Annotated in this window: 19 protein-coding genes; 16 read left to right on the forward strand and 3 right to left on the reverse strand. The window is 62.0% G+C overall.

The window, feature by feature from the left end:
* Window position 1: 1 nt before the first annotated feature.
* The 3 genes from HU767_RS21845 to HU767_RS21855 all read left to right on the forward strand — a co-directional run bounded on the left by HU767_RS21845 (window position 2) and on the right by HU767_RS21855 (window position 1,256).
* Window positions 2-490: a YchJ family protein gene (locus HU767_RS21845; RefSeq protein WP_186708421.1), complete on the forward strand. Its 489-nt coding sequence runs from the start codon at window positions 2-4 to the stop codon at window positions 488-490.
* Window positions 491-561: 71 nt separating this feature from the next.
* The gene (locus tag HU767_RS21850; protein ID WP_186730443.1) at window positions 562-1,047 is read left to right on the forward strand and encodes an LEA type 2 family protein; all 486 of its coding nucleotides are present in this window, start codon (window positions 562-564) and stop codon (window positions 1,045-1,047) included.
* Between the two features lie 5 nt (window positions 1,048-1,052).
* Window positions 1,053-1,256: an SEC-C metal-binding domain-containing protein gene (locus tag HU767_RS21855; protein ID WP_003198420.1), complete on the forward strand. Its 204-nt coding sequence runs from the start codon at window positions 1,053-1,055 to the stop codon at window positions 1,254-1,256.
* Window positions 1,257-1,549: 293 nt separating this feature from the next.
* Here HU767_RS21855 and HU767_RS21860 read toward each other — a convergent pair whose 3' ends face one another.
* Complete coding sequence (locus HU767_RS21860) at window positions 1,550-2,107, reverse strand: cysteine hydrolase family protein (RefSeq protein ID WP_186730449.1); 558 nt, start codon at window positions 2,105-2,107, stop codon at window positions 1,550-1,552.
* Window positions 2,108-2,470: 363 nt separating this feature from the next.
* On the opposite strand from HU767_RS21860, the gene HU767_RS21865 reads away from it, so the two are divergent.
* The 10 genes from HU767_RS21865 (at window position 2,471) to pdeM (ending at window position 15,817) form a co-directional block, all read left to right on the forward strand.
* A complete protein-coding gene (locus HU767_RS21865; RefSeq protein WP_186730444.1) occupies window positions 2,471-4,921 on the forward strand; it encodes a penicillin acylase family protein in 2,451 nt (816 codons plus the stop codon).
* 236 nt (window positions 4,922-5,157) lie between these two features.
* A complete protein-coding gene (locus tag HU767_RS21870) occupies window positions 5,158-6,189 on the forward strand; it encodes a ligase-associated DNA damage response exonuclease (protein WP_186708413.1) in 1,032 nt (343 codons plus the stop codon).
* Window positions 6,186-7,874 (forward strand): ATP-dependent DNA ligase, encoded by a 1,689-nt coding sequence (locus HU767_RS21875; protein WP_186730445.1) that lies wholly within the window; start codon window positions 6,186-6,188, stop codon window positions 7,872-7,874. The genes HU767_RS21870 and HU767_RS21875 overlap by 4 nt, the downstream gene beginning before the upstream one ends.
* A 360-nt stretch (window positions 7,875-8,234) precedes the next feature.
* Entirely contained in the window at window positions 8,235-9,017 is a 783-nt protein-coding gene (locus HU767_RS21880; protein ID WP_186730446.1) for a transporter substrate-binding domain-containing protein, read from the forward strand.
* A gap of 57 nt (window positions 9,018-9,074) precedes the next feature.
* Complete coding sequence (locus tag HU767_RS21885) at window positions 9,075-9,803, forward strand: ABC transporter permease (protein WP_053118993.1); 729 nt, start codon at window positions 9,075-9,077, stop codon at window positions 9,801-9,803.
* The gene (locus HU767_RS21890) at window positions 9,800-10,510 is read left to right on the forward strand and encodes an ABC transporter permease (protein WP_053118991.1); all 711 of its coding nucleotides are present in this window, start codon (window positions 9,800-9,802) and stop codon (window positions 10,508-10,510) included. Before HU767_RS21885 ends, HU767_RS21890 begins: the two co-directional genes overlap by 4 nt.
* Before the next feature lie 27 nt (window positions 10,511-10,537).
* Window positions 10,538-11,656, forward strand: a complete 1,119-nt coding sequence (locus HU767_RS21895; protein ID WP_186708407.1) for a succinylglutamate desuccinylase/aspartoacylase family protein — start codon at window positions 10,538-10,540, stop codon at window positions 11,654-11,656.
* Between the two features lie 13 nt (window positions 11,657-11,669).
* Window positions 11,670-12,434 carry an ATP-binding cassette domain-containing protein gene (locus HU767_RS21900; RefSeq protein ID WP_186708405.1) on the forward strand — a complete coding sequence of 255 codons (765 nt, stop codon included), beginning with the start codon at window positions 11,670-11,672 and terminating at the stop codon, window positions 12,432-12,434.
* A gap of 240 nt (window positions 12,435-12,674) precedes the next feature.
* Entirely contained in the window at window positions 12,675-15,161 is a 2,487-nt protein-coding gene (locus HU767_RS21905; protein WP_186730447.1) for a ligase-associated DNA damage response DEXH box helicase, read from the forward strand.
* A complete protein-coding gene (gene pdeM, locus HU767_RS21910; RefSeq protein ID WP_186730448.1) occupies window positions 15,161-15,817 on the forward strand; it encodes a ligase-associated DNA damage response endonuclease PdeM in 657 nt (218 codons plus the stop codon). Before HU767_RS21905 ends, pdeM begins: the two co-directional genes overlap by 1 nt.
* 76 nt (window positions 15,818-15,893) lie before the next feature.
* Here the strand turns inward: pdeM and HU767_RS21915 are convergent, their stop codons facing one another.
* Window positions 15,894-16,100 carry a hypothetical protein gene (locus HU767_RS21915; protein ID WP_041022879.1) on the reverse strand — a complete coding sequence of 69 codons (207 nt, stop codon included), beginning with the start codon at window positions 16,098-16,100 and terminating at the stop codon, window positions 15,894-15,896.
* Between the two features lie 104 nt (window positions 16,101-16,204).
* On the reverse strand, window positions 16,205-16,771 hold the full coding sequence (gene dcd, locus HU767_RS21920; protein ID WP_003184751.1) for a dCTP deaminase: 567 nt from the start codon (window positions 16,769-16,771) through the stop codon (window positions 16,205-16,207).
* 354 nt (window positions 16,772-17,125) lie between these two features.
* Here dcd and HU767_RS21925 point away from each other — a divergent pair, with 354 nt between their 5' ends.
* The 3 genes from HU767_RS21925 (at window position 17,126) to HU767_RS21930 (ending at window position 18,893) form a co-directional block, all read left to right on the forward strand.
* Window positions 17,126-17,335, forward strand: a complete 210-nt coding sequence (locus tag HU767_RS21925) for a cold-shock protein (protein ID WP_002554837.1) — start codon at window positions 17,126-17,128, stop codon at window positions 17,333-17,335.
* A 131-nt stretch (window positions 17,336-17,466) separates the two neighbouring features.
* Window positions 17,467-17,868: a hypothetical protein gene (locus tag HU767_RS28915; RefSeq protein ID WP_238349507.1), complete on the forward strand. Its 402-nt coding sequence runs from the start codon at window positions 17,467-17,469 to the stop codon at window positions 17,866-17,868.
* 89 nt (window positions 17,869-17,957) lie between these two features.
* Window positions 17,958-18,893, forward strand: coding sequence for a toxin-antitoxin system YwqK family antitoxin (locus HU767_RS21930; RefSeq protein WP_238349508.1), 936 nt, complete (start codon window positions 17,958-17,960; stop codon window positions 18,891-18,893).
* The last annotated feature ends 148 nt before the right edge of the window (window positions 18,894-19,041 follow it).

Raw genomic sequence — 19,041 nt, forward strand, 5'->3', positions numbered from 1 at the left:
CGTGAACACAAGCTCCCAATCACCCATTTGCCCTTGCGGCAGTGGCAATTCACTGGACGCCTGCTGCGGCCACTATCACGACGGTCACCCGGCGCCCTGCGCCGAAGCCTTGATGCGTTCGCGCTATAGCGCCTATGTGCTGGGCCTGGTGGATTATCTGGTCGCCACCACCCTGCCCGCCCAGCAGCAAGGCCTCGATCGCCAGTCGATCAGCGAGTGGAGCGCCAACAGCACCTGGTTGGGGCTGGAGGTGGAAAGCAGCGAAGTGTTCGGCGGTAAACCGGAACACGCCTTCGTCACGTTCACGGCGCGCTGGCACGATGGCCAGGGCGAGCATAGCCACCGGGAGCAGTCCTCGTTTGTGCAGAACGACGGGCGCTGGTACTTCATCGACCCGACCGTGCCGGTGAAGACGGGACGCAACGACGATTGTCCGTGCGGCAGCGGGTACAAATTCAAGAAATGCTGCGCCGGTTACTTCAACCGCTGATTTTTCGGAAACGTCCGACGCTCGTCCATCGGCCCATAGGGCTAGACTGGGGATAAACCAGAGGCACGGACATGACCCTTCCATCCTTCTTGCTGCGCGTCACCTGCCTGCTGCTGTTCTTCGGGTTCGGCGGCTGTGCCTCCTGGCAAGGTGATGAAGCCCCTGAGCCCCAGGTGCACCTGGTCAAGGTCGAGGTGATCCGGGCCCGGCTGGTGGAACAGCGGTTCATGCTGCACTTTCGCGTCGACAACCCCGGCGACAGCGACCTGACCGTTCGTGGCCTGACCTACCGTGTCCACTTGGGCGAGCTGTTGCTGACCGAAGGTGAGCATGAACACTGGTTCACCGTGCGCCCCAGGCACAGCGCCTACTTCAAGGTGCCGGTGCGCACCAACCTGTGGTCCCAGGTGCGGGAAGTGGTGAAGCTGCTGGAGAAACCCCGGGAACAGATCCCCTATCGTCTGGAAGGTGAGCTGGAAACCGGATTATTCATCGCCCACTACGTGCACCTTGAGCGCAATGGCGTGATAATCGCCGCCGATTTAATTGCGGAGTAACCCCGATGACCCAGCAACCCCACGTTCACGGCCCTGATTGCAACCACGATCACGACCATCACCACGATCATGACCACGGCCACGTCCACGGCCCGAACTGCGGCCACGCCCACCAGGAGCCAGTACGCAACGCCCTGAAGGATGTCGGTCGCAACGACCCTTGCCCGTGTGGCAATGGCAAGAAATTCAAGAAATGCCACGGGGCTTGAGGGGCTGGGCGGAGATAATCTTCGCCTGTTAAATCGCTATCGCGAGCAGGCTCGCTCCCACACTGGATTTACGGTGAGGCGATATCCAATGATCGCCGCAGAATCAATGTGGGAGCGGGCTTGCTCGCGAATGCGGTGGGTCAGTTGGCAGTGATTAACCTGACACGCCCTCTTCGCGAGCAAGCCCGCTCCCACAGGGGAATTGCGGGTGAAGCGATATCCAATGATTGCCGCAAAATCAATGTGGGAGCGAGCCTGCTCGCGATGAGGCCAGCACATTCACTGCATATGTATCAGCCCGCCTGCAGAATCCGCTCCACACCCACCACCGTCGCATACTCACCGTGCAAGTTGCCCAGGGACATCGCATGCACCTCGGCCGCCGAACGAGGATTGCCGAAGTAATCGGTCTTGTCGAAGGTATAGCAGGCGTCCTCGGCCACCCAAGTGTCGAACCCCAGGTTGCCGGCCGTGCGCGCCGTGGACTCCACCGAGTTGTGCGTCGCCACACCGACGATCACCAATTGCCCGATGCCGGCTTCGCGCAGGTCTTGCTCCAGGCCCGTGCCACTGAACGCATCCGGCACCTGTTTTTGCACCAGCCGTTCGCCGGTCATCGGCGCGAACCGCGGCTGGACCTCCACCCCCGACTGCCCCGGCCAGAACACCGAGTCCGGCGAACGGGACAAGTGATGAACGTGAATCACCGGCCGCGCCGTGTGTCGCCAGAAGGCCAGCAGCTCCAGCATGCGCAGCTCGGCCTCGGGGTTGTTGCGAGGGCCGAGCCTGGGGTGAAGGATGCCTTTTTGTTGATCGATGAGGATCAGCGCCGCGTCGTGCTGTAGCTCCATGCCGGTTTTCTCTTGCTCGTTCATTGAATGTTCCACACTTGAGCATCCCCTTTTCCAACAGGCAAGCCTTCGAGCAAACGCGCTGACTTGTGGCGAGGGAGCTTGCTCCCGCTCGGTTGCGCAGCAATCGTAAAAACCTGCCAGCCGTATTTTCCTGGCACACCGTGTCGAATGGTTTTGGGGCCGCTGCGCAGCCCAGCGGGAGCAAGCTCCCTCGCCACAGGTTCACAGTCGTCCTTGAGTGAACAGCAGGGCTTTCATCGCTAAATCAACAAATAACCCTCGCCCCCGCTTGCGCGGCCCCCGCCTGCTCACTAACGTAGCGCCTTTATCGGTGCCACCCCCTCCCGCAGGAGCTTTGCCATGGCCTCGCCAGCCTCTATTTCCCTTATCCCCCGGCTCGGCGTTGCCGCCGCAGTGGCCAGTGTGCTCGGTTTGAGCGGATGCCAGACCTGGAATGCCCAGGAAACTGTCCCGCCGACTTCCGGCGTGCAGCCGCTCAAGGGGCTGGCGCAGAACGTCTCGGTCCGCCGCAATGCCACAGGCATGCCGCTGATCGAAAGCAACAGCTTCCATGACGCCCTGTTCACCCTCGGCTACGTCCACGCCAGCGACCGCATTGCCCAGATGGTCACCCTGCGCCTGCTGGCCCAGGGGCGGTTGGCAGAGATGTCCGGCGCCGAACGGCTGGACGTCGACCGCTACATGCGCGCCGTCAACCTGAAGAAAAACGCCGACGAGCTGTACAAGGCGTCTTCGCCACGGCTCAAGCGCTTCTTTGAAGTCTATGCCCGCGGCGTCAACGCCTACCTGTTCCGCTACCGCGACAAACTGCCGGCGGACCTGGCCGCCACTGGCTACAAGCCCGAATACTGGAAGCCGGAAGATTCAGCGTTGATGTTCTGCCTGCTGAATTTCAGCCAGTCAGCCAACCTGCCGGAAGAAGTCGCCAGCCTGGTGCTGGCCCAGACCGTCAACAACGACAAGCTCGCCTGGCTGAGCCCATCCTATCCGGACGAGCAACTGCCCGTGGCCGAGGCTGATAAGCTCCAAGGCCTGCGCCTCAACGGCCAGATCCCAGGCCTGAACGAAATCAGCAAGGCCACCGGCCAGTTGGCCGGGCTGAATCTGTTGGGCGCTGCGTCTGCAAGCAACTGGGCCATCGCGCCGCAACGCAGCCGCAGCGGCAAGAGCTTGTTGGCCAGCGACAGCCATGGGCCGCTGGGCATGCCGGGGCTGTGGAGTCCCGTACAGATCCGCGCGCCCAAGTACCAGGCGGCCGGGGTTTCCGTGGCGGGCATCCCAATGATCCTGGCTGGTTTCAACGGCAAGGTGGCCTGGAGCATGACCAGCGTGCTGGGAGACAACCAGGACCTGTTCCTGGAAAAAATCCGACGCCAGGGCAACAGCCTGTCCTACGAGGTCAACGGCAAATGGCAGCCAGTGATCGTGCGCAACGAAACCTACTTCATCAAAGGCCAGCGACCGATTCGTGAAGCCGTGTTCGAAACCCGCCACGGCCCGTTGCTCAACAGTGCCCAAGGGCCGGCCATGGCCAACGGCTTTGGCCTGGCCTTGCAGACCCCCAGCTTCGGCGACGACAAGACCCTGGATGCCTTGTTCGACCTGTCCCGGGCACAGAACGTCGAGAAAGCCTCAGATGCCAGCCGGGAAATCCGCGCCATGGCGGTGAACCTGGTCTTTGCCGACGCCAGCCATATCGGCTGGCAAGTCACCGGTCGCTACCCGAACCGCCGCGAAGGCGAAGGCCTGTTGCCATCGCCAGGCTGGGACGGTCGCTACGATTGGGACGGTTACGCCGACCCGATGTTGCACCCCTACGATCAAGACCCGGCCCAGGGCTGGCTCGGCACGGCCAACCAACGGGTCATTCCCCATGGTTATGGCATGCAATTGTCCAACTCCTGGGGCGCACCGGAGCGTGGCGAACGCATGGCCGAATTGGCCAGCGCGGGCAAGCACGACACCCGCAGCCTGACCGCCATGCAATACGACCAGAGCACGACGTTCGCGGCCAAGCTCAAGCGCGTCTTCGAAGCCCCGGGCATGACCCAGCCGCTCAAACAAGCGATCGACGCCCTGCCGGTGGCTGACCGGGCCAAGGCCCGCGAGGCCTATACCCGCTTGATGGCATTCGATGGCCGGCTCAGCCCGACCTCCGCCGACGCGGCGATCTATGGGCTGTTCCTGCAGGAAAGCATGAAGCAGATTTTCCTCGACGAGCTGGGCCCGGACAGCAGCGCGGCGTGGCAGGCGCTGGTCGCCAACGGCCAATTGTCCTACTCGGCCCAGGCCGATCATCTGCTGGGGCGCGAAGACAGCCCATTCTGGGACGATGTGCGCACACCGCAGAAAGAAGACAAGGCCGTCATCCTCGCCCGCAGCCTGGCCGCCACCATCAGTGCCGGTGACAGCCAGTTGGGCGGTGACCACAAGGCTTGGCAGTGGGGCCAGTTGCATCGTTATACGTGGAAAAACAGCAACGGCCAGATCGTACGTGGCCCGCTGCCGGCCGGCGGAGACAGCACCACGCTCAACACGGCGGCGTTTGCCTGGGGGCAGGATTTCGCCACCACCCTGGCGCCTTCCATGCGCTTTATCGTCGACTTCGGCCAGCCTGAACCGTTGATGATCCAGGACGGCACCGGCCAGTCCGGCAACCCGGTCAGCCCGCACTATGCCAATGGCATCGATCCATGGATCAAGGGGCAGTACCAGAATTTGCCGCTGCAATCGCAGAACTTCGATCGAGCCTACGGCAAGACGCGGTTGACCCTGGTGCCTGGCAAGTAACTGCAACCCCGGGCCTGGAGACAGGATTTGTGGCGAGGGAGCTTGCTCCCGCTGGGCTGCGAAGCAGGCCCCTGCATGTCTACAAGCAGACCGCATCAACCGGTTTACGACTGCTGCGCAGCCGAGCGGGAGCAAGCTCCCTCGCCACGGGTTCAGTGGATCCACCCCGAAAACCCGATAGAACTTCTCCCCCCGCCCTCGCCTCTACCTGACAAGCCCATCGCTCCGGTGACTGCATGGATCTTGTCATTGCCCGCCCCGAAGGCTTGTACTGCCCGCCCGGGGATTTCTACATCGACCCGTGGCGCGCGGTGGAACGCTCGGTCATCACCCACGCCCACGGCGACCATGCCCGCAGCGGCAACCAACACTACCTGGCGGCGGCACCCGGCGAAGGCATCCTGCGTTCCCGCCTGGGCCAGGACATCAACCTGCAAACCCTGCCCTACGGCGAACGCCTGCAACACCACGGCGTAACCTTGAGTTTTCACCCCGCCGGCCACGTCCTGGGCTCGGCCCAGGTGCGGCTGGAGTACCAAGGCGAGGTCTGGGTGGCGTCGGGGGACTACAAAGTCGAGCCTGACGGCACCTGCGCGCCGTTCGAACCGGTGAAGTGCCATACCTTCATCACCGAATCGACCTTCGGCCTGCCGATCTATCGTTGGCAACCCCAGGCGCAGATTTTCGAGGAGATCAACCAGTGGTGGCGCGCAAACATTGCCGCCGGCCGGGCCAGCGTGTTGTTCTGCTATTCCTTCGGCAAGGCCCAGCGGATTCTTCACGGCATCGATGAAAGCCTCGGACCGATCCTCGCCCACGGCGCGGTGGAACCGCTGAACCGGGTCTATCGCGAGGCAGGCGTTCACCTGCCACCGACGCTCTACGCCGGCGATTTCAAAAAGAACGATCCAATCATGGGCCAGGCGCTGGTCATCGCCCCGCCCTCTGCCGGCGGCAGCAGCTGGATGCGCCGCTTCGGCGACTACAGCGATGCCTTCGCCAGTGGCTGGATGCGCCTGCGCGGTACGCGTCGGCGACGCGGCGTGGACCGGGGTTTCGTGCTGTCCGATCACGCCGACTGGCCTGGCCTGCTCTGGGCCATTGAACAGACCGGCGCCGAGCGGGTGATGGTCACCCACGGGTCGGTCGCCGTGTTGGTGCGCCACCTCTGCGAGCAAGGCCTCGACGCCCAGGGGTTCACCACGGAGTACGGCGACGATGAAGAAGACCTCGCCACCGCTGTCGACAGCGGCGAGGCGGCGTCATGAAAGCCTTCGCCGAGCTGTACGCCGAACTGGACGCCACCACGTCCAGCAACGCCAAGCTTGCCGCCATGCAAGATTACTTCAGCAAGGCACCGCCGGAAGATGCCGCCTGGGCCGTGTATTTCCTCTCCGGTGGGCGTCCGCGACAGTTGGTGCCGGTAAAAATCCTCCGGGATTTGGCGGTCCAGGTCTGCGGGTTGTCGCTCTGGCTGTTCGAGGAAAGTTATCAGGCCGTGGGCGACCTGGCCGAAACCATTTCGTTAGTCTTGCCTGAATCGCCCCACAGCTCCGATGAAGGCCTGGCGCTGTGGGTCGAGGAGAAACTGCTGCCGTTGCGCGGTGAATCGCCTGAAGTCCTGGCTGAACGGCTTCCGGCGCTATGGGCGCAGCTCGACCGACCGAGCCTGATGCTCTGCATCAAACTCATCACCGGCAGTTTCCGCGTCGGCGTGTCCAAGCTCTTGGTGACCCGGGCCCTGGCGAGCATGGCCGGGCTGGACAGCAAACGGGTGGCCCAGCGACTGGTGGGCTACACCGATCTGTCCCATCGCCCCACGGCGGCCAGCTACCTCAAGCTGATCGCCGCCGAATCCGACGATGAACATGCCCAGCGCGGCGGCCAGCCTTATCCGTTTTTCCTGGCCCATGGGTTGTCCGCGCCCGTGGCGCAATTCGACGCGTTGCTGGGGCCCGCCAGTGACTGGCAGGTGGAGTGGAAATGGGATGGGATCCGCGCCCAGGTGATCAAGCGCGACGACCATTTGTGGGTCTGGTCCCGAGGCGAGGACTTGGTCACTGAACGTTTTCCGGAATTGCATTCATTGGCCCAGGCGCTGCCTGACGGCACGGTGATCGATGGTGAAATCGTGGTCTGGAAAGCCCCGCAGTCAGTCACCGAGGACGCCTTCGACCCCGACGCACCGCTGCAACCGGCAGTGCAGCCCTTCGCCCTGTTGCAGCAGCGCATCGGGCGCAAGACCCTGGGCAAGAAAATTCTCGACGACGCCCCCGTGGTGGTGATGGCCTACGACCTGCTGGAATGGCAAGGCGAGGACTGGCGCAGCCGCCCCCAAGCCGAGCGGCGCGAACAACTGGAGGCGCTGATCGCCCGTATCCACAGCCCGGTGTTGTTGCCCTCACCCATCGTCACCGGTCAGGACTGGCTCGACCTCGCCCGGCAGCGCGAAGCCTCTCGCAGCCTCGGTGTCGAAGGCATGATGCTCAAGGCCCGCAACGCGCTGTACGGCGTTGGCCGGACCAAGGACATGGGCGTGTGGTGGAAATGGAAGATCGACCCGTTCAGCGTCGACGCGGTGCTGATCTACGCCCAGCGCGGCCACGGTCGGCGCGCCAGCCTGTACAGCGACTACACCTTCGCCGTGTGGGACAACCCGCCGGGCAGTCGCGAACGCACCCTCGTGCCGTTCGCCAAGGCCTATTCAGGCCTGACCGATGCCGAGATGCGCCAGGTCGACAGCATCGTGCGCAAGACCACCGTGGAGAAGTTCGGCCCGGTGAGCAGCGTCACGCCCACCCTGGTGTTCGAACTGGGCTTCGAAGGCATCGCCCTGTCCAAGCGCCACAAGAGCGGGATCGCCGTGCGCTTTCCGCGGATGCTGCGCTGGCGCCAGGACAAGAGCGTCGACGAAGCCGACACATTGGCAACGCTCCAGGACCTGCTGAAATAACACCGCTCCCTCTGTGGCGAGGGAGCTTGCTCCCGCTGGGCCGGGCTGGCGCTCCAGCGCGAAGCGGCCCTCTGGTTCTGTATGTCACACCGCGTGGGAGGCTGCGCCTCCAGCGGGAGCAAGCTCCCTCGCCACAAAGACCGCAATCGAGACGACGCACGCTCCATCCCGGTGCGCTTTTTGATGTACGCTCAGCCTCGCGCACCATCGCGTTCCGTCTTCCGCCACCCGTGCTTTTAAAACACCTGTTCGGCACTATGGTGCGGAAATTGCTACCTTTATGCCGTCATACCGTTCAGACCTTCACCGGTAACAATCTTACGCGCCACAAGCGCTCAAATTGGTTTTAGGGACTCAATAATGAAAAAAGCACTGCTGACCCTTTCTGCACTGGCGTTGTGCATGGCCGCTGGCGTTGCCACGGCCAAGGAATACAAGGAACTGCGTTTTGGTGTCGACCCTTCCTACGCTCCGTTCGAGTCCAAGGCCGCCGACGGCAGCCTGGTGGGTTTCGACATCGACCTGGGCAATGCGATCTGCGAAGAACTGAAGGTCAAATGCAAATGGGTTGAAAGCGATTTCGACGGCATGATCCCGGGCCTGAAGGCCAATAAATTCGACGGCGTGATCTCCTCCATGACCGTGACCCCGGCCCGTGAAAAAGCCATCGACTTCTCCAGCGAGCTGTTCTCCGGCCCAACGGCCTATGTCTTTAAGAAGGGCTCGGGCCTGAGCGAAGACGTTGCCTCGCTCAAAGGCAAGACCGTCGGCTACGAGCAAGGCACCATCCAGGAAGCCTACGCCAAGGCCGTGCTGGACAAGGCTGGCGTCAAGACCCAGGCCTATCAGAACCAGGACCAGGTCTACGCCGACCTGACCTCAGGCCGCCTCGACGCCGCGATCCAGGACATGCTCCAGGCTGAGCTGGGTTTCCTGAAGTCGCCAAAAGGTGAAGGCTACGAAGTCAGCAAGCCAGTGGACAGCGAACTGCTGCCATCCAAGACCGCCATCGGTATCAAGAAAGGTAACAAAGAGCTGAAGGCCCTTTTGGATAAAGGTATCAAAGCGTTACACGACGACGGCAAATACGCCGAGATCCAGAAAAAACACTTTGGCGACCTGAATCTGTACAGCGGCAAATAATGCGCGGCGCCCACCCGATCTAGGGTGGGCGTCTTTTTTCAGCCAAAGGCAACGTCCATGTTCGAACAATTCCTACAAAGTCTGGGGCTTTCGGCCTTCAGCCTGCAGGGCTTTGGCCCGCTGCTGATGCAAGGCACCTGGATGACCATCAAGCTGTCGGCCCTGTCCTTGTTGCTGAGCGTCCTGCTCGGCCTGCTGGGCGCCAGCGCCAAGCTGTCCCGCGTCAAACTGCTGCGAATCCCCGCCCAGCTCTACACCACGCTGATCCGCGGCGTGCCGGACCTGGTGCTGATGCTGCTGATTTTCTACAGCCTGCAAACCTGGCTGACCTCGTTTACCGACTTCATGGAATGGGAATACATCGAGATCAACCCATTCGGCGCCGGGGTGATTACCCTCGGCTTCATCTACGGCGCGTACTTCACCGAAACCTTTCGCGGCGCGATCCTCGCGGTCCCCCGCGGCCAGGTCGAAGCCGCCACGGCCTATGGCCTCAAGCGTGGCCAGCGCTTTCGCTACGTTGTCTTTCCACAAATGATGCGCTTTGCCTTGCCGGGTATCGGCAACAACTGGATGGTGATGCTCAAGGCCACCGCGCTGGTGTCGATCATCGGCCTGGCCGACCTGGTCAAGGCGGCCCAGGACGCGGGCAAGAGCACCTACCAGCTGTTTTACTTCCTGGTGCTGGCGGCATTGATCTACCTGCTGATCACCAGCGCGTCCAACTTCATCCTGCGCTGGCTTGAACGCCGCTACGCCGCCGGCGCCCGGGAGGCGGTGCGATGATCGAACTCCTGCAAGAATACTGGCGGCCGTTTCTCTACAGCGACGGCGTCAACATCACCGGCCTGGCGATGACCCTGTGGCTGCTCAGCGCCTCGCTGCTGATCGGCTTCGTGGTGTCGATCCCGCTGTCCATCGCCCGGGTTTCCCCCAAGTTCTACGTCCGCTGGCCCGTGCAGTTCTACACCTACCTGTTCCGGGGCACGCCGCTCTATATCCAACTGCTGATCTGCTACACCGGCATCTACAGCATCGAGGCGGTGCGCGCCCAGCCCATGCTCGACAGCTTCTTTCGCGATGCGATGAACTGCACGATCCTGGCCTTCGCCTTGAACACCTGCGCCTACACCACGGAAATTTTCGCCGGGGCGATTCGCAGCATGAACCATGGCGAAGTGGAAGCGGCCAAGGCCTACGGCCTGACCGGTTGGAAACTGTATGCCTACGTGATCATGCCGTCGGCCCTGCGCCGCTCGCTGCCGTACTACAGCAACGAAGTCATCTTGATGCTGCACTCGACGACCGTGGCATTCACCGCTACCGTTCCAGACGTGCTGAAAGTCGCCCGGGATGCCAACTCGGCGACGTTCCTGACGTTCCAGTCGTTCGGGATCGCCGCGTTGATCTACCTGACTGTCACCTTTGCGCTGGTAGGCCTCTTCCGCCTCGCCGAACGCCGATGGCTGGCCTTCCTCGGGCCGACCCACTAAGGCTTTTGTTCCAGGACACACACGCACATGCGCCATCAGATCCATGACCTGCTGGCCCCGGTACCGGGGACAGCGCGCAAGATCCACAGCTTCCACTTCGGCCCGGAAAATGCCGTCGGCAAAATCTACATCCAGGCGTCCCTGCACGCCGATGAACTGCCGGGCATGCTGGTCGCCTGGCATCTCAAGCAACGCCTGGCCGAGCTCGAGGCGTCGGGCCACCTGCGGCACGAGATCGTGCTGGTGCCCGTCGCCAACCCCATCGGCCTTGAACAAGTGCTGATGGACGTGCCCCTGGGCCGCTACGAAACCGAGAGCGGGCAGAACTTCAACCGCCGCTTCGTCGACCTGAGCGAGGAGATCGGCAACGAGATCCAGGACCTGCTCACCGACGATCCGCAGCACAACCTGATGCTGATCCGCACCAGCCTGCGCGATGCCCTCGCCCGGCAAACCCCTGGCACGCAATTGCAGTCCCTGCGCCTGGCCCTGCAGCGACTGGCTTGCGACGCCGACATGGTGCTGGACCTGCATTGCGACTTCGAAGCCGTGGCCCACCTCTACACCACGCCCGAAGCCTGGCCCCAGGTCGAGCCGCTGGCCCGCTACATCGGTGCCGAAGCCAGCCTGCTGGCAACCGATTCGGGTGGCCAGTCGTTCGATGAGTGCTTCACCCTGCTCTGGTGGCAGCTCAAGGAACGCTTCGGCGACCGCTTCGAGATTCCCTTGGGCAGTTTTTCGGTCACCGTGGAGTTGCGCGGCCAGGGCGACGTCAATCACGGCTTGGCGAGCCTCGACTGCCAGGCCTTGATCGAGTACTTGATCCGCTTCGGCGCCATCGACGGCGAACCGATGCCCATGCCCGAACTGCCCTACCCGGCCACGCCGCTGGCCGCGGTCGAGCCGGTGGCGACGCCTGTGGGCGGGTTGCTGGTCTACAGCGCCTTGCCCGGCGAATACCTGGAGGCGGGGCAACTGATCGCGGAAATCATCGACCCGGTCAACGATACCGTCACCCCCGTTCATTGCCGTAACGCCGGGCTGCTGTACGCCCGTTCGCTGCGCCGCATGGCCACGGCCGGCATGGTGATCGCCCATGTCGCCGGCACCGAGGCCTACCGCAGCGGCTACCTACTTTCGCCTTGAGGATGCATGCTCCATGTACAAACTGACCATCGAAGGCCTGCATAAAAGCTATGGCGAACATGAAGTGCTCAAGGGCGTTTCGCTCAAGGCCAAGACCGGCGACGTCATCAGTCTCATCGGTGCCAGCGGCTCGGGCAAGAGTACCTTCCTGCGCTGCATCAACTTCCTGGAACAACCCAACGATGGCGCCATGACCCTGGACGGTCAGTCAATCCAGATGATCAAGGACCGCCACGGCATGCACGTGGCCGACGCCGACGAACTGCAACGTATCCGCACGCGCCTGGCCATGGTGTTCCAGCACTTCAACCTGTGGAGCCACATGACCGTGCTGGAAAACATCACCATGGCGCCGCGCCGGGTGCTGGGGGTGAGCAAGCAGGAAGCCGACGACCGTGCCCGACGTTACCTCGACAAGGTCGGCCTGCCGGCGCGGGTCGCCGAGCAGTACCCGGCGTTCCTCTCCGGCGGCCAGCAACAGCGGGTGGCCATTGCCCGTGCGCTGGCAATGGAGCCGGAGGTGATGCTGTTCGACGAACCCACCTCGGCACTGGACCCGGAGTTGGTGGGCGAAGTGCTGAAAGTGATCCAGGGCCTGGCTGAAGAAGGCCGGACCATGATCATGGTGACCCACGAAATGAGCTTCGCCCGCAAGGTCTCGAACCAGGTGCTGTTCCTGCACCAGGGCCTGGTGGAAGAGGAAGGCGCGCCGGAAGACGTGCTGGGCAATCCCACCAGCGAACGGCTCAAGCAGTTTCTCAGTGGCAATCTGAAATAGACCTCGGCCTCCCCTTAAAAGGAGGCGCCAGGCGCTGCTTTTGTGGCGAGGGAGCTTGCTCCCGCTGGGCTGCGAAGCGGCCCCCTGCATCTGGAAGACGTACTGCAGGAGGCAGGCTGCGCCTCCAGCGGGAGCAAGCTCCCTCGCCACAGAAGCACGCTTGCCCCGATGTCCTGGATAAAACCTTTCGCATCTCGCCGTGGTCACTGGAAGAGGACCTTCAGGGCGCACGCGGCAGGCATGGCGACATCCAACAATTTCGCGAAACAGTGGTTCGATGCCCGCGGCTGGAAGCCATTCGCCTTTCAAAAGCAAGTATGGGCCGCGGTCAAGCGTGGGGAGTCCGGGCTGTTGCATGCCAGCACCGGTGCCGGCAAGACCTACGCCGTGTGGTTTGCCGCCCTCAACCGCTTCGCCCGCTCGACACCGCCGCCGGACAAACCGCGCAAACGCAAGCCGCCAGCCGAACCGCTGACAGTCCTGTGGATCACACCGATGCGCGCTTTGGCGGCCGACACCGGCAAAGCCCTCGAAGCGCCCCTGGCAGACCTGCAACTGCCGTGGAGTGTCGGCCTGCGCACCGGCGACACGAGCCCCAGTGAACGCGCCCGCCAGGGCCGGCGCCTGCCCACCGCGCTGATCACCACGCCCGAAAGCCTGACCCTGATGCTCGCCCGAGCCGACGCGCACGCTGCCGTCTCGACCCTGCGCATGGTGGTCGTGGATGAATGGCACGAGTTGCTCGGCAACAAACGGGGCGTGCAACTGCAACTGGCCCTGGCCCGCTTGCGGCACTGGCACCCCGAACTCATCGTTTGGGGCGTGTCCGCAACCCTGGGCAACCAGGCCCACGCCGAGCAGGTGTTGATCCCGCAAGGCAACGGCGCCAGCGTTCAGGGCGCCAACGGCAAGGCGCTGCAGGTCGACACGCTGCTGCCTCCGGCCCTCGAACGTTTCCCATGGGCTGGGCACATCGGCCTGAAGATGCTGCCCAAGGTCGTCGCCGAAATCGACGCCAGTCGCAGTTGCCTGGTCTTCACCAATACCCGGGCGCAATCGGAAATCTGGTATCAGGCCATCCTCGAAGCAAGGCCCGACTGGGCCGGGCTGATCGCCCTGCACCATAGCTCGCTGTCCCGCGACACCCGGGATTGGGTGGAGCGTGCGTTGAAGGACGGCCAGCTCAAAGCGGTGGTCTGCACGTCGAGCCTGGACCTGGGGGTGGATTTCCTGCCGGTGGAACGGGTGCTGCAGATCGGCTCGGCCAAGGGTGTGGCGCGGCTGATGCAGCGGGCCGGGCGCTCCGGCCACGCACCGGGGCGGACTTCACGGGTGACGCTGGTGCCGACCCACAGCCTGGAATTGATCGAAGCCGCTGCCGCCCAGGACGCGGTGGCCCAACGGCGCATCGAACCTCGCCTGTCACCCCACAAACCGCTGGATGTCCTGGTGCAGCATTTGGTGAGCATGGCCCTGGGCGGCGGCTTCGTTCCCGACGAGCTGTTCACGGAGGTGCGGGGAGCCTGGGCCTATCGCGACCTCAACCCGGCTGAATGGGCCTGGGCCCTGGCCTTTGTACGCCATGGCGGTTTGTCACTGACCGCCTACCCCGATTACCGACGCGTCGAGCCGGACGAACACGGGATCTGGCGAGTCCCCGATGCGCGCCTGGCCCGGCGCCACCGCATGAGCATTGGCACCATCGTCAGCGATGCCAGCCTGCAATTGAAATTCTGGAGCAAGGGCGGCGGCGGCAAGACCCTGGGCAGCGTCGAGGAAGGTTTCATCGCTCGCCTGCGCCCCGGTGACGGTTTCCTGTTCGCCGGGCGGCTGCTGGAATTGGTCCGGATCGAAGACATGACCGCCTACGTGCGGCGCAGCCAGGCCAAAAAGGCCGCCGTGCCGCGCTGGAACGGCGGGCGCATGCCACTCTCCAGCGAATTGGCGGCCGCTGTCGTGGCCCGTTTGAGCGAAGCCGCCGCCGGCCGCTTCGAGGGGCCGGAGATGCAGGCCGTGCAGCCCTTGCTGACGACGCAGGAACGCTGGTCCGGTTTGCCCACGCAACACACCCTGCTGGCCGAATCCCTCAAGTCCCGGGAAGGCTGGCACTTGTTTCTCTACCCGTTTGCCGGGCGCCAGGTTCATCTGGGCCTGGCCAGCCTGCTGGCCTGGCGCGTCAGTCGGCAACAGCCGGTGACGTTTTCCATTGCGGTCAACGACTACGGCCTGGAACTGCTCAGCGCCACGGCGGTGGATTGGTCGCACGTCCTGACCCCGGGCCTGCTGAGCGTCGATCACCTGCTGGCCGACGTGCTCGCCAGCTTGAACGCTGGGGAACTGGCCCTCAGGCGCTTTCGCGAAATCGCCCGGATCGCCGGGCTGGTCTTCGCCGGCTACCCCGGTGCGCCAAAAAGCACCCGGCAAGTCCAGGCCTCCAGTGGCTTGTTCTTCCAAGTGTTCAAGCAATACGACGCCGACAATCTCTTGCTGGCCCAGGCCGGGGAGGAAGTCTTGCGTGAGGAATTGGATATCAATCGTTTGGAGCAGACTTTGCAACGCCTCAATACCTTGAAGCTGGACCTGCACAGGATCAAGCGCCCCACCCCGCTCGGCTTCCCGCTGCTGGTGGAGCGGTTCCGGGAAAGCATGAGTTCGGAAAAACTCGCCGACCGCATCCGGCGGATGGTCAACGAGTTGGAAAAGACCGCCGATCGCGGTGACGCCTGATGCCAGCGCCTTATCCCGTCAACCTCGCTGGGGAAGAACTCTGGCTGCTCCCGGAAAAAGCCCTGTACTGGCCCGCCCAGGAAACCTTGATGGTGGCCGACGTTCATTTTGGCAAGGCCGCCGCCTATCGCAGCCTCGGGCAACCGGTGCCCCACGGCACCACCGCCAGCAACATCGCGGTGCTGGATGGGTTACTGGCCAGCCTGGCGTGTCGACAGCTGATTTTTCTCGGGGATTTTCTCCACGGCCCGGGTTCTCACGCGCCCGGCACCCTGAAGGCCCTTTCCGATTGGCGTGCGCGAAATTCGCACCTGGCCATGACGCTGATTCGCGGCAACCATGACAAGCGCGCCGGCGACCCACCGCCGGAGCTGAATATTCGCGTCGTACCGGAGCCGCTGCTGCTGGGCCCGTTCGCCGTGCAACACGAGCCCACCCCGCACGCCAGCCGCCATGTGCTGGCCGGTCACGTACACCCGGTCTATCACCTGAGTGGCAAGGGCCGACAACGGCTGCGCCTGGCCTGTTTCCGCCTGGGTAGCGAGATCAGCCTGCTACCGGCCTTCGGTGCGTTCACGGGCGGCTATCGAGTCGATCAGGACAGCGATTGCAGAATTTTTGTCATTGGCGATAACGAAATATGGCCTGTGAACTGAAAGCTTCAAGCTTCAAGCTTCAAGCCAAGCTACATGCGCCAACTTGCAGCTTGCAGCTTGTAACTTGCAGCTGATTTCATGCCACCGGCGCAGGAGGCGGCTCGTCCGGCAGGGTGGGTTCGCCAGGTTCGGTAGGCTGTTCGTTAGGCGTGTCGGGATCGGGCTGGCCGGGGATGCCGCCCGCCGCTTCGGCAGGATGGGCCAGCAATGACCAAGCCATGACGCCGATCTGATTGGGCTCAAGCCTTGCCAGTTCGGCACTGATTCGCGGATCGATCTTCATAGAGCAACTCCTGAGCGAGGGCCCGCTGCGCTGACGCAAAAAAAAACGGGCAGTACACCCCATAGAGTGCCTGCCCGCCCAGGAATTCCAACAGCTCGTCAGATTCAGGTACGCGGCAGGGTCACGCCGCGCTGTCCCTGGTACTTGCCGCCACGGTCCTTGTAGGACACTTCGCATTCTTCGTCGGACTCAAGGAACAGCATTTGCGCCACGCCTTCGTTGGCGTAGATTTTTGCCGGCAGGGTCGTGGTGTTGGAGAACTCCAGGGTCACGTGGCCTTCCCACTCGGGTTCCAGCGGCGTGACGTTGACGATGATGCCGCAACGGGCGTAGGTGCTCTTGCCCAGGCAAATGGTCAGCACATTGCGCGGAATGCGGAAGTACTCGACGGTGCGGGCCAGGGCGAAGGAGTTCGGCGGGATGATGCACACGTCGCTCTTGACGTCGACGAAGCTCTTCTCGTCGAAGTTCTTCGGGTCGACCGTGGCCGAGTTGATGTTGGTGAACACCTTGAATTCATCGGCGCAGCGCACGTCGTAGCCGTAGCTGGAGACGCCGAAGGAGATCAGCCGGTCGGCGCCTTCGCCACGCATCTGGCGCTCGACGAAGGGCTCGATCATGCCGTGCTCTTGCGCCATGCGGCGAATCCACTTGTCCGATTTGATGCTCATGGCGGTTTCCTGAAATAGCGAGGTGGAAAAAATACGTCCGGCATCTTACCGGGGCGCGGGGCAGGGTTCAAAGCGCGTCACGCAAATCTCGCCGATCCACCTTGATTTCCGGGTCCTGCCGGCCATCGCCCGCGCCGTCAGTCACCAAATAAGAGAAACCTTCGCAAAGACCATTGGCACATTCTGGAAAAAGGGTTAAGGTGGCGCCACTGTGTTGCTTGTGTCACTGAGAATCTCTACACGATATGTTGAATTTCGATCCAACCATCTACAAGAATTTTTCCTGCTCTTTGCACTCAGTCTCGGCCAGGGTTCTTCCTGAGTCGCAGTTATCTTTGTTCAAGGAGTTACACCATGTCTAATCGCCAAACCGGTACCGTTAAGTGGTTCAACGATGAAAAAGGCTTCGGCTTCATCACCCCACAATCCGGTGACGACCTGTTCGTTCACTTCAAAGCTATCCAATCCGACGGCTTCAAAAGCCTGAAAGAAGGCCAACAGGTTTCTTTCATCGCTACCCGCGGTCAGAAAGGCATGCAAGCTGAAGAAGTTCAAGTTATCTAACTTGTCCTTGCTTTAGTAAAAAGCCCCGCCCTCAAAAGCGGGGCTTTTTTGTGTCCGTGTGTTTTACCAGCCCTCAGCCCCGCTTCTGCTCTATATGATTCGCACCCTGAAAATCACATGGAAGAAGCAGGATGCAGCTCATTTCCTGGAAGGCGCTCAACGCAGCACTACTCGTTTTTACCGCTCCTCTCAATGCAGAATCACGACCTGATCACCCTTCGGTCATAACAGCGATGAATCCTCGCGCCACGTACCTGGCAAAAGGTCCAGAGGTTAACGGCCACTCCGTAATGCAGTTAAGAGCCGCAGCACGCCTGACCCTCTCTACACCTCACTCCTGCGGGAGCAACGAGGTTTACCTCACCCCTGAATCCATAGGGGTGCCAGATGAATCGTTTCGGCGGGCACTTGGCGAAGTTCAGGATCTTATAGACCAGAAAACCCCTCTTCTCTTGACGCTTTCAAACTGCGAACGCAAACGCGCTTTTCTTGAAAAAGTCCGCCCCTGTACCCCGAAGAATGCGGCGAGCTGACCGCTACGCTGGTCGACGGAAAGCTTTTTCTGGATGAGGACTATAAACCAACGGGAAAAAGTCTCGCGGCTTATTACCTGGAAATGCCTATGCCTTACGACAGCAAACGCCAGGCATGGCGGGCGGAAGTTTTTTACGTCAACTCCCGAGCTCTGCGCTACGACTACTTCGTAAATGCGGAAGATTTCGCTTCAAGCCGCCCCGTATTCGAAGCCAAAGCCTATTATCCAACCGGGCAGCTACACCATCGCTACCAAAATGATCGAGATGGCCTACGCCAGGGAGAATCGCTGACCTACTCCCGAGACGGCGTGATCATCCAACGAGAAAATCACCTGAACAATGAGCTGGACGGTTGGCAAACCACCTATCACGACAACGGCAAAATCGCCGAATCCTTCAAATGGCGTCAAGGTACGCTGGAGGATGGTGAGTATCTTGAATATGACGAAAATCAGAGAGTGATTGGCCGAACCAGCTATAAAGCTGGCGTATGGGATGGACCGGCCCTGACGTATTACCCGAACGGTCAGCTGAGGAGCCGCGTAGTCTTTGTTCGCGGCAAAGCTCAAGGCTTCAGCCCTATCTATTTTGAGAATGGCGCGCTCCAGCTGTCTCGGAACGTGCTCAACGGTAAGTCCGATGGCTGGGTAGTCGAATACCATCCCAATGGCAGGACCAAAAGAAAGGAGTCCCATCAGCGTGGGACTCAGCGCAGCTACGCGCTCTGGAACGAGCAGGGCATCAAAACAACCGAATGGCAATGGGACGAACGCAAACGCAAACACGGGGATTTCAAGCAGTGGCACGAAAACGGCCAGCTTAAAAGGCAAGAGACTTACAAAGACGGACAGTTACAGGGTCACGTTCGGACTTGGGCTGAAGATGGCAAGCCTCGTTCGTCCGTCCAATATCAAGACAACAAGCTCCACGGCATCAGCCAATACTGGAACAGCGATGGAAGGCTAGTAGAGGATTGCGAATACACTGAAGGCGTACGCCAGCAAGGATGCCTGCATATGTAAGACGCAACGCAACCCGCCTCTAACGGACTGCCTGCTGGTTATTGCGCTCCTGACGATCGTGTCAGCTTTTGCCAACGCACAAAACCTGTGGGAGCGGGCTTGCTCGCGAAAGCGGTGTGTCAGTCAACGAAAATGTTGCTGATTCACC

Source organism: Pseudomonas sp. SWRI179, from assembly GCF_014268705.1.
GTDB lineage: Bacteria > Pseudomonadota > Gammaproteobacteria > Pseudomonadales > Pseudomonadaceae > Aquipseudomonas > Aquipseudomonas zanjanensis.

What these genes read in the sequence shown, in the direction of transcription:
- HU767_RS21850 (WP_186730443.1), top strand. Translation starts at nt 562, where the DNA reads ATGACCCTTCCATCCTTCTTGCTGCGCGTCACCTGCCTGCTGCTGTTC.
- HU767_RS21855 (WP_003198420.1), top strand. Translation starts at nt 1,053, where the DNA reads ATGACCCAGCAACCCCACGTTCACGGCCCTGATTGCAACCACGATCAC.
- HU767_RS21860 (WP_186730449.1), bottom strand. Translation starts at nt 2,107, where the DNA reads ATGGAGCTACAGCACGACGCGGCGCTGATCCTCATCGATCAACAAAAA.
- HU767_RS21865 (WP_186730444.1), top strand. Translation starts at nt 2,471, where the DNA reads ATGGCCTCGCCAGCCTCTATTTCCCTTATCCCCCGGCTCGGCGTTGCC.
- HU767_RS21870 (WP_186708413.1), top strand. Translation starts at nt 5,158, where the DNA reads ATGGATCTTGTCATTGCCCGCCCCGAAGGCTTGTACTGCCCGCCCGGG.
- HU767_RS21875 (WP_186730445.1), top strand. Translation starts at nt 6,186, where the DNA reads ATGAAAGCCTTCGCCGAGCTGTACGCCGAACTGGACGCCACCACGTCC.
- HU767_RS21880 (WP_186730446.1), top strand. Translation starts at nt 8,235, where the DNA reads ATGAAAAAAGCACTGCTGACCCTTTCTGCACTGGCGTTGTGCATGGCC.
- HU767_RS21885 (WP_053118993.1), top strand. Translation starts at nt 9,075, where the DNA reads ATGTTCGAACAATTCCTACAAAGTCTGGGGCTTTCGGCCTTCAGCCTG.
- HU767_RS21890 (WP_053118991.1), top strand. Translation starts at nt 9,800, where the DNA reads ATGATCGAACTCCTGCAAGAATACTGGCGGCCGTTTCTCTACAGCGAC.
- HU767_RS21895 (WP_186708407.1), top strand. Translation starts at nt 10,538, where the DNA reads ATGCGCCATCAGATCCATGACCTGCTGGCCCCGGTACCGGGGACAGCG.
- HU767_RS21900 (WP_186708405.1), top strand. Translation starts at nt 11,670, where the DNA reads ATGTACAAACTGACCATCGAAGGCCTGCATAAAAGCTATGGCGAACAT.
- HU767_RS21905 (WP_186730447.1), top strand. Translation starts at nt 12,675, where the DNA reads ATGGCGACATCCAACAATTTCGCGAAACAGTGGTTCGATGCCCGCGGC.
- pdeM (WP_186730448.1), top strand. Translation starts at nt 15,161, where the DNA reads ATGCCAGCGCCTTATCCCGTCAACCTCGCTGGGGAAGAACTCTGGCTG.
- HU767_RS21915 (WP_041022879.1), bottom strand. Translation starts at nt 16,100, where the DNA reads ATGAAGATCGATCCGCGAATCAGTGCCGAACTGGCAAGGCTTGAGCCC.
- dcd (WP_003184751.1), bottom strand. Translation starts at nt 16,771, where the DNA reads ATGAGCATCAAATCGGACAAGTGGATTCGCCGCATGGCGCAAGAGCAC.
- HU767_RS21925 (WP_002554837.1), top strand. Translation starts at nt 17,126, where the DNA reads ATGTCTAATCGCCAAACCGGTACCGTTAAGTGGTTCAACGATGAAAAA.
- HU767_RS28915 (WP_238349507.1), top strand. Translation starts at nt 17,467, where the DNA reads ATGCAGCTCATTTCCTGGAAGGCGCTCAACGCAGCACTACTCGTTTTT.
- HU767_RS21930 (WP_238349508.1), top strand. Translation starts at nt 17,958, where the DNA reads ATGCCTTACGACAGCAAACGCCAGGCATGGCGGGCGGAAGTTTTTTAC.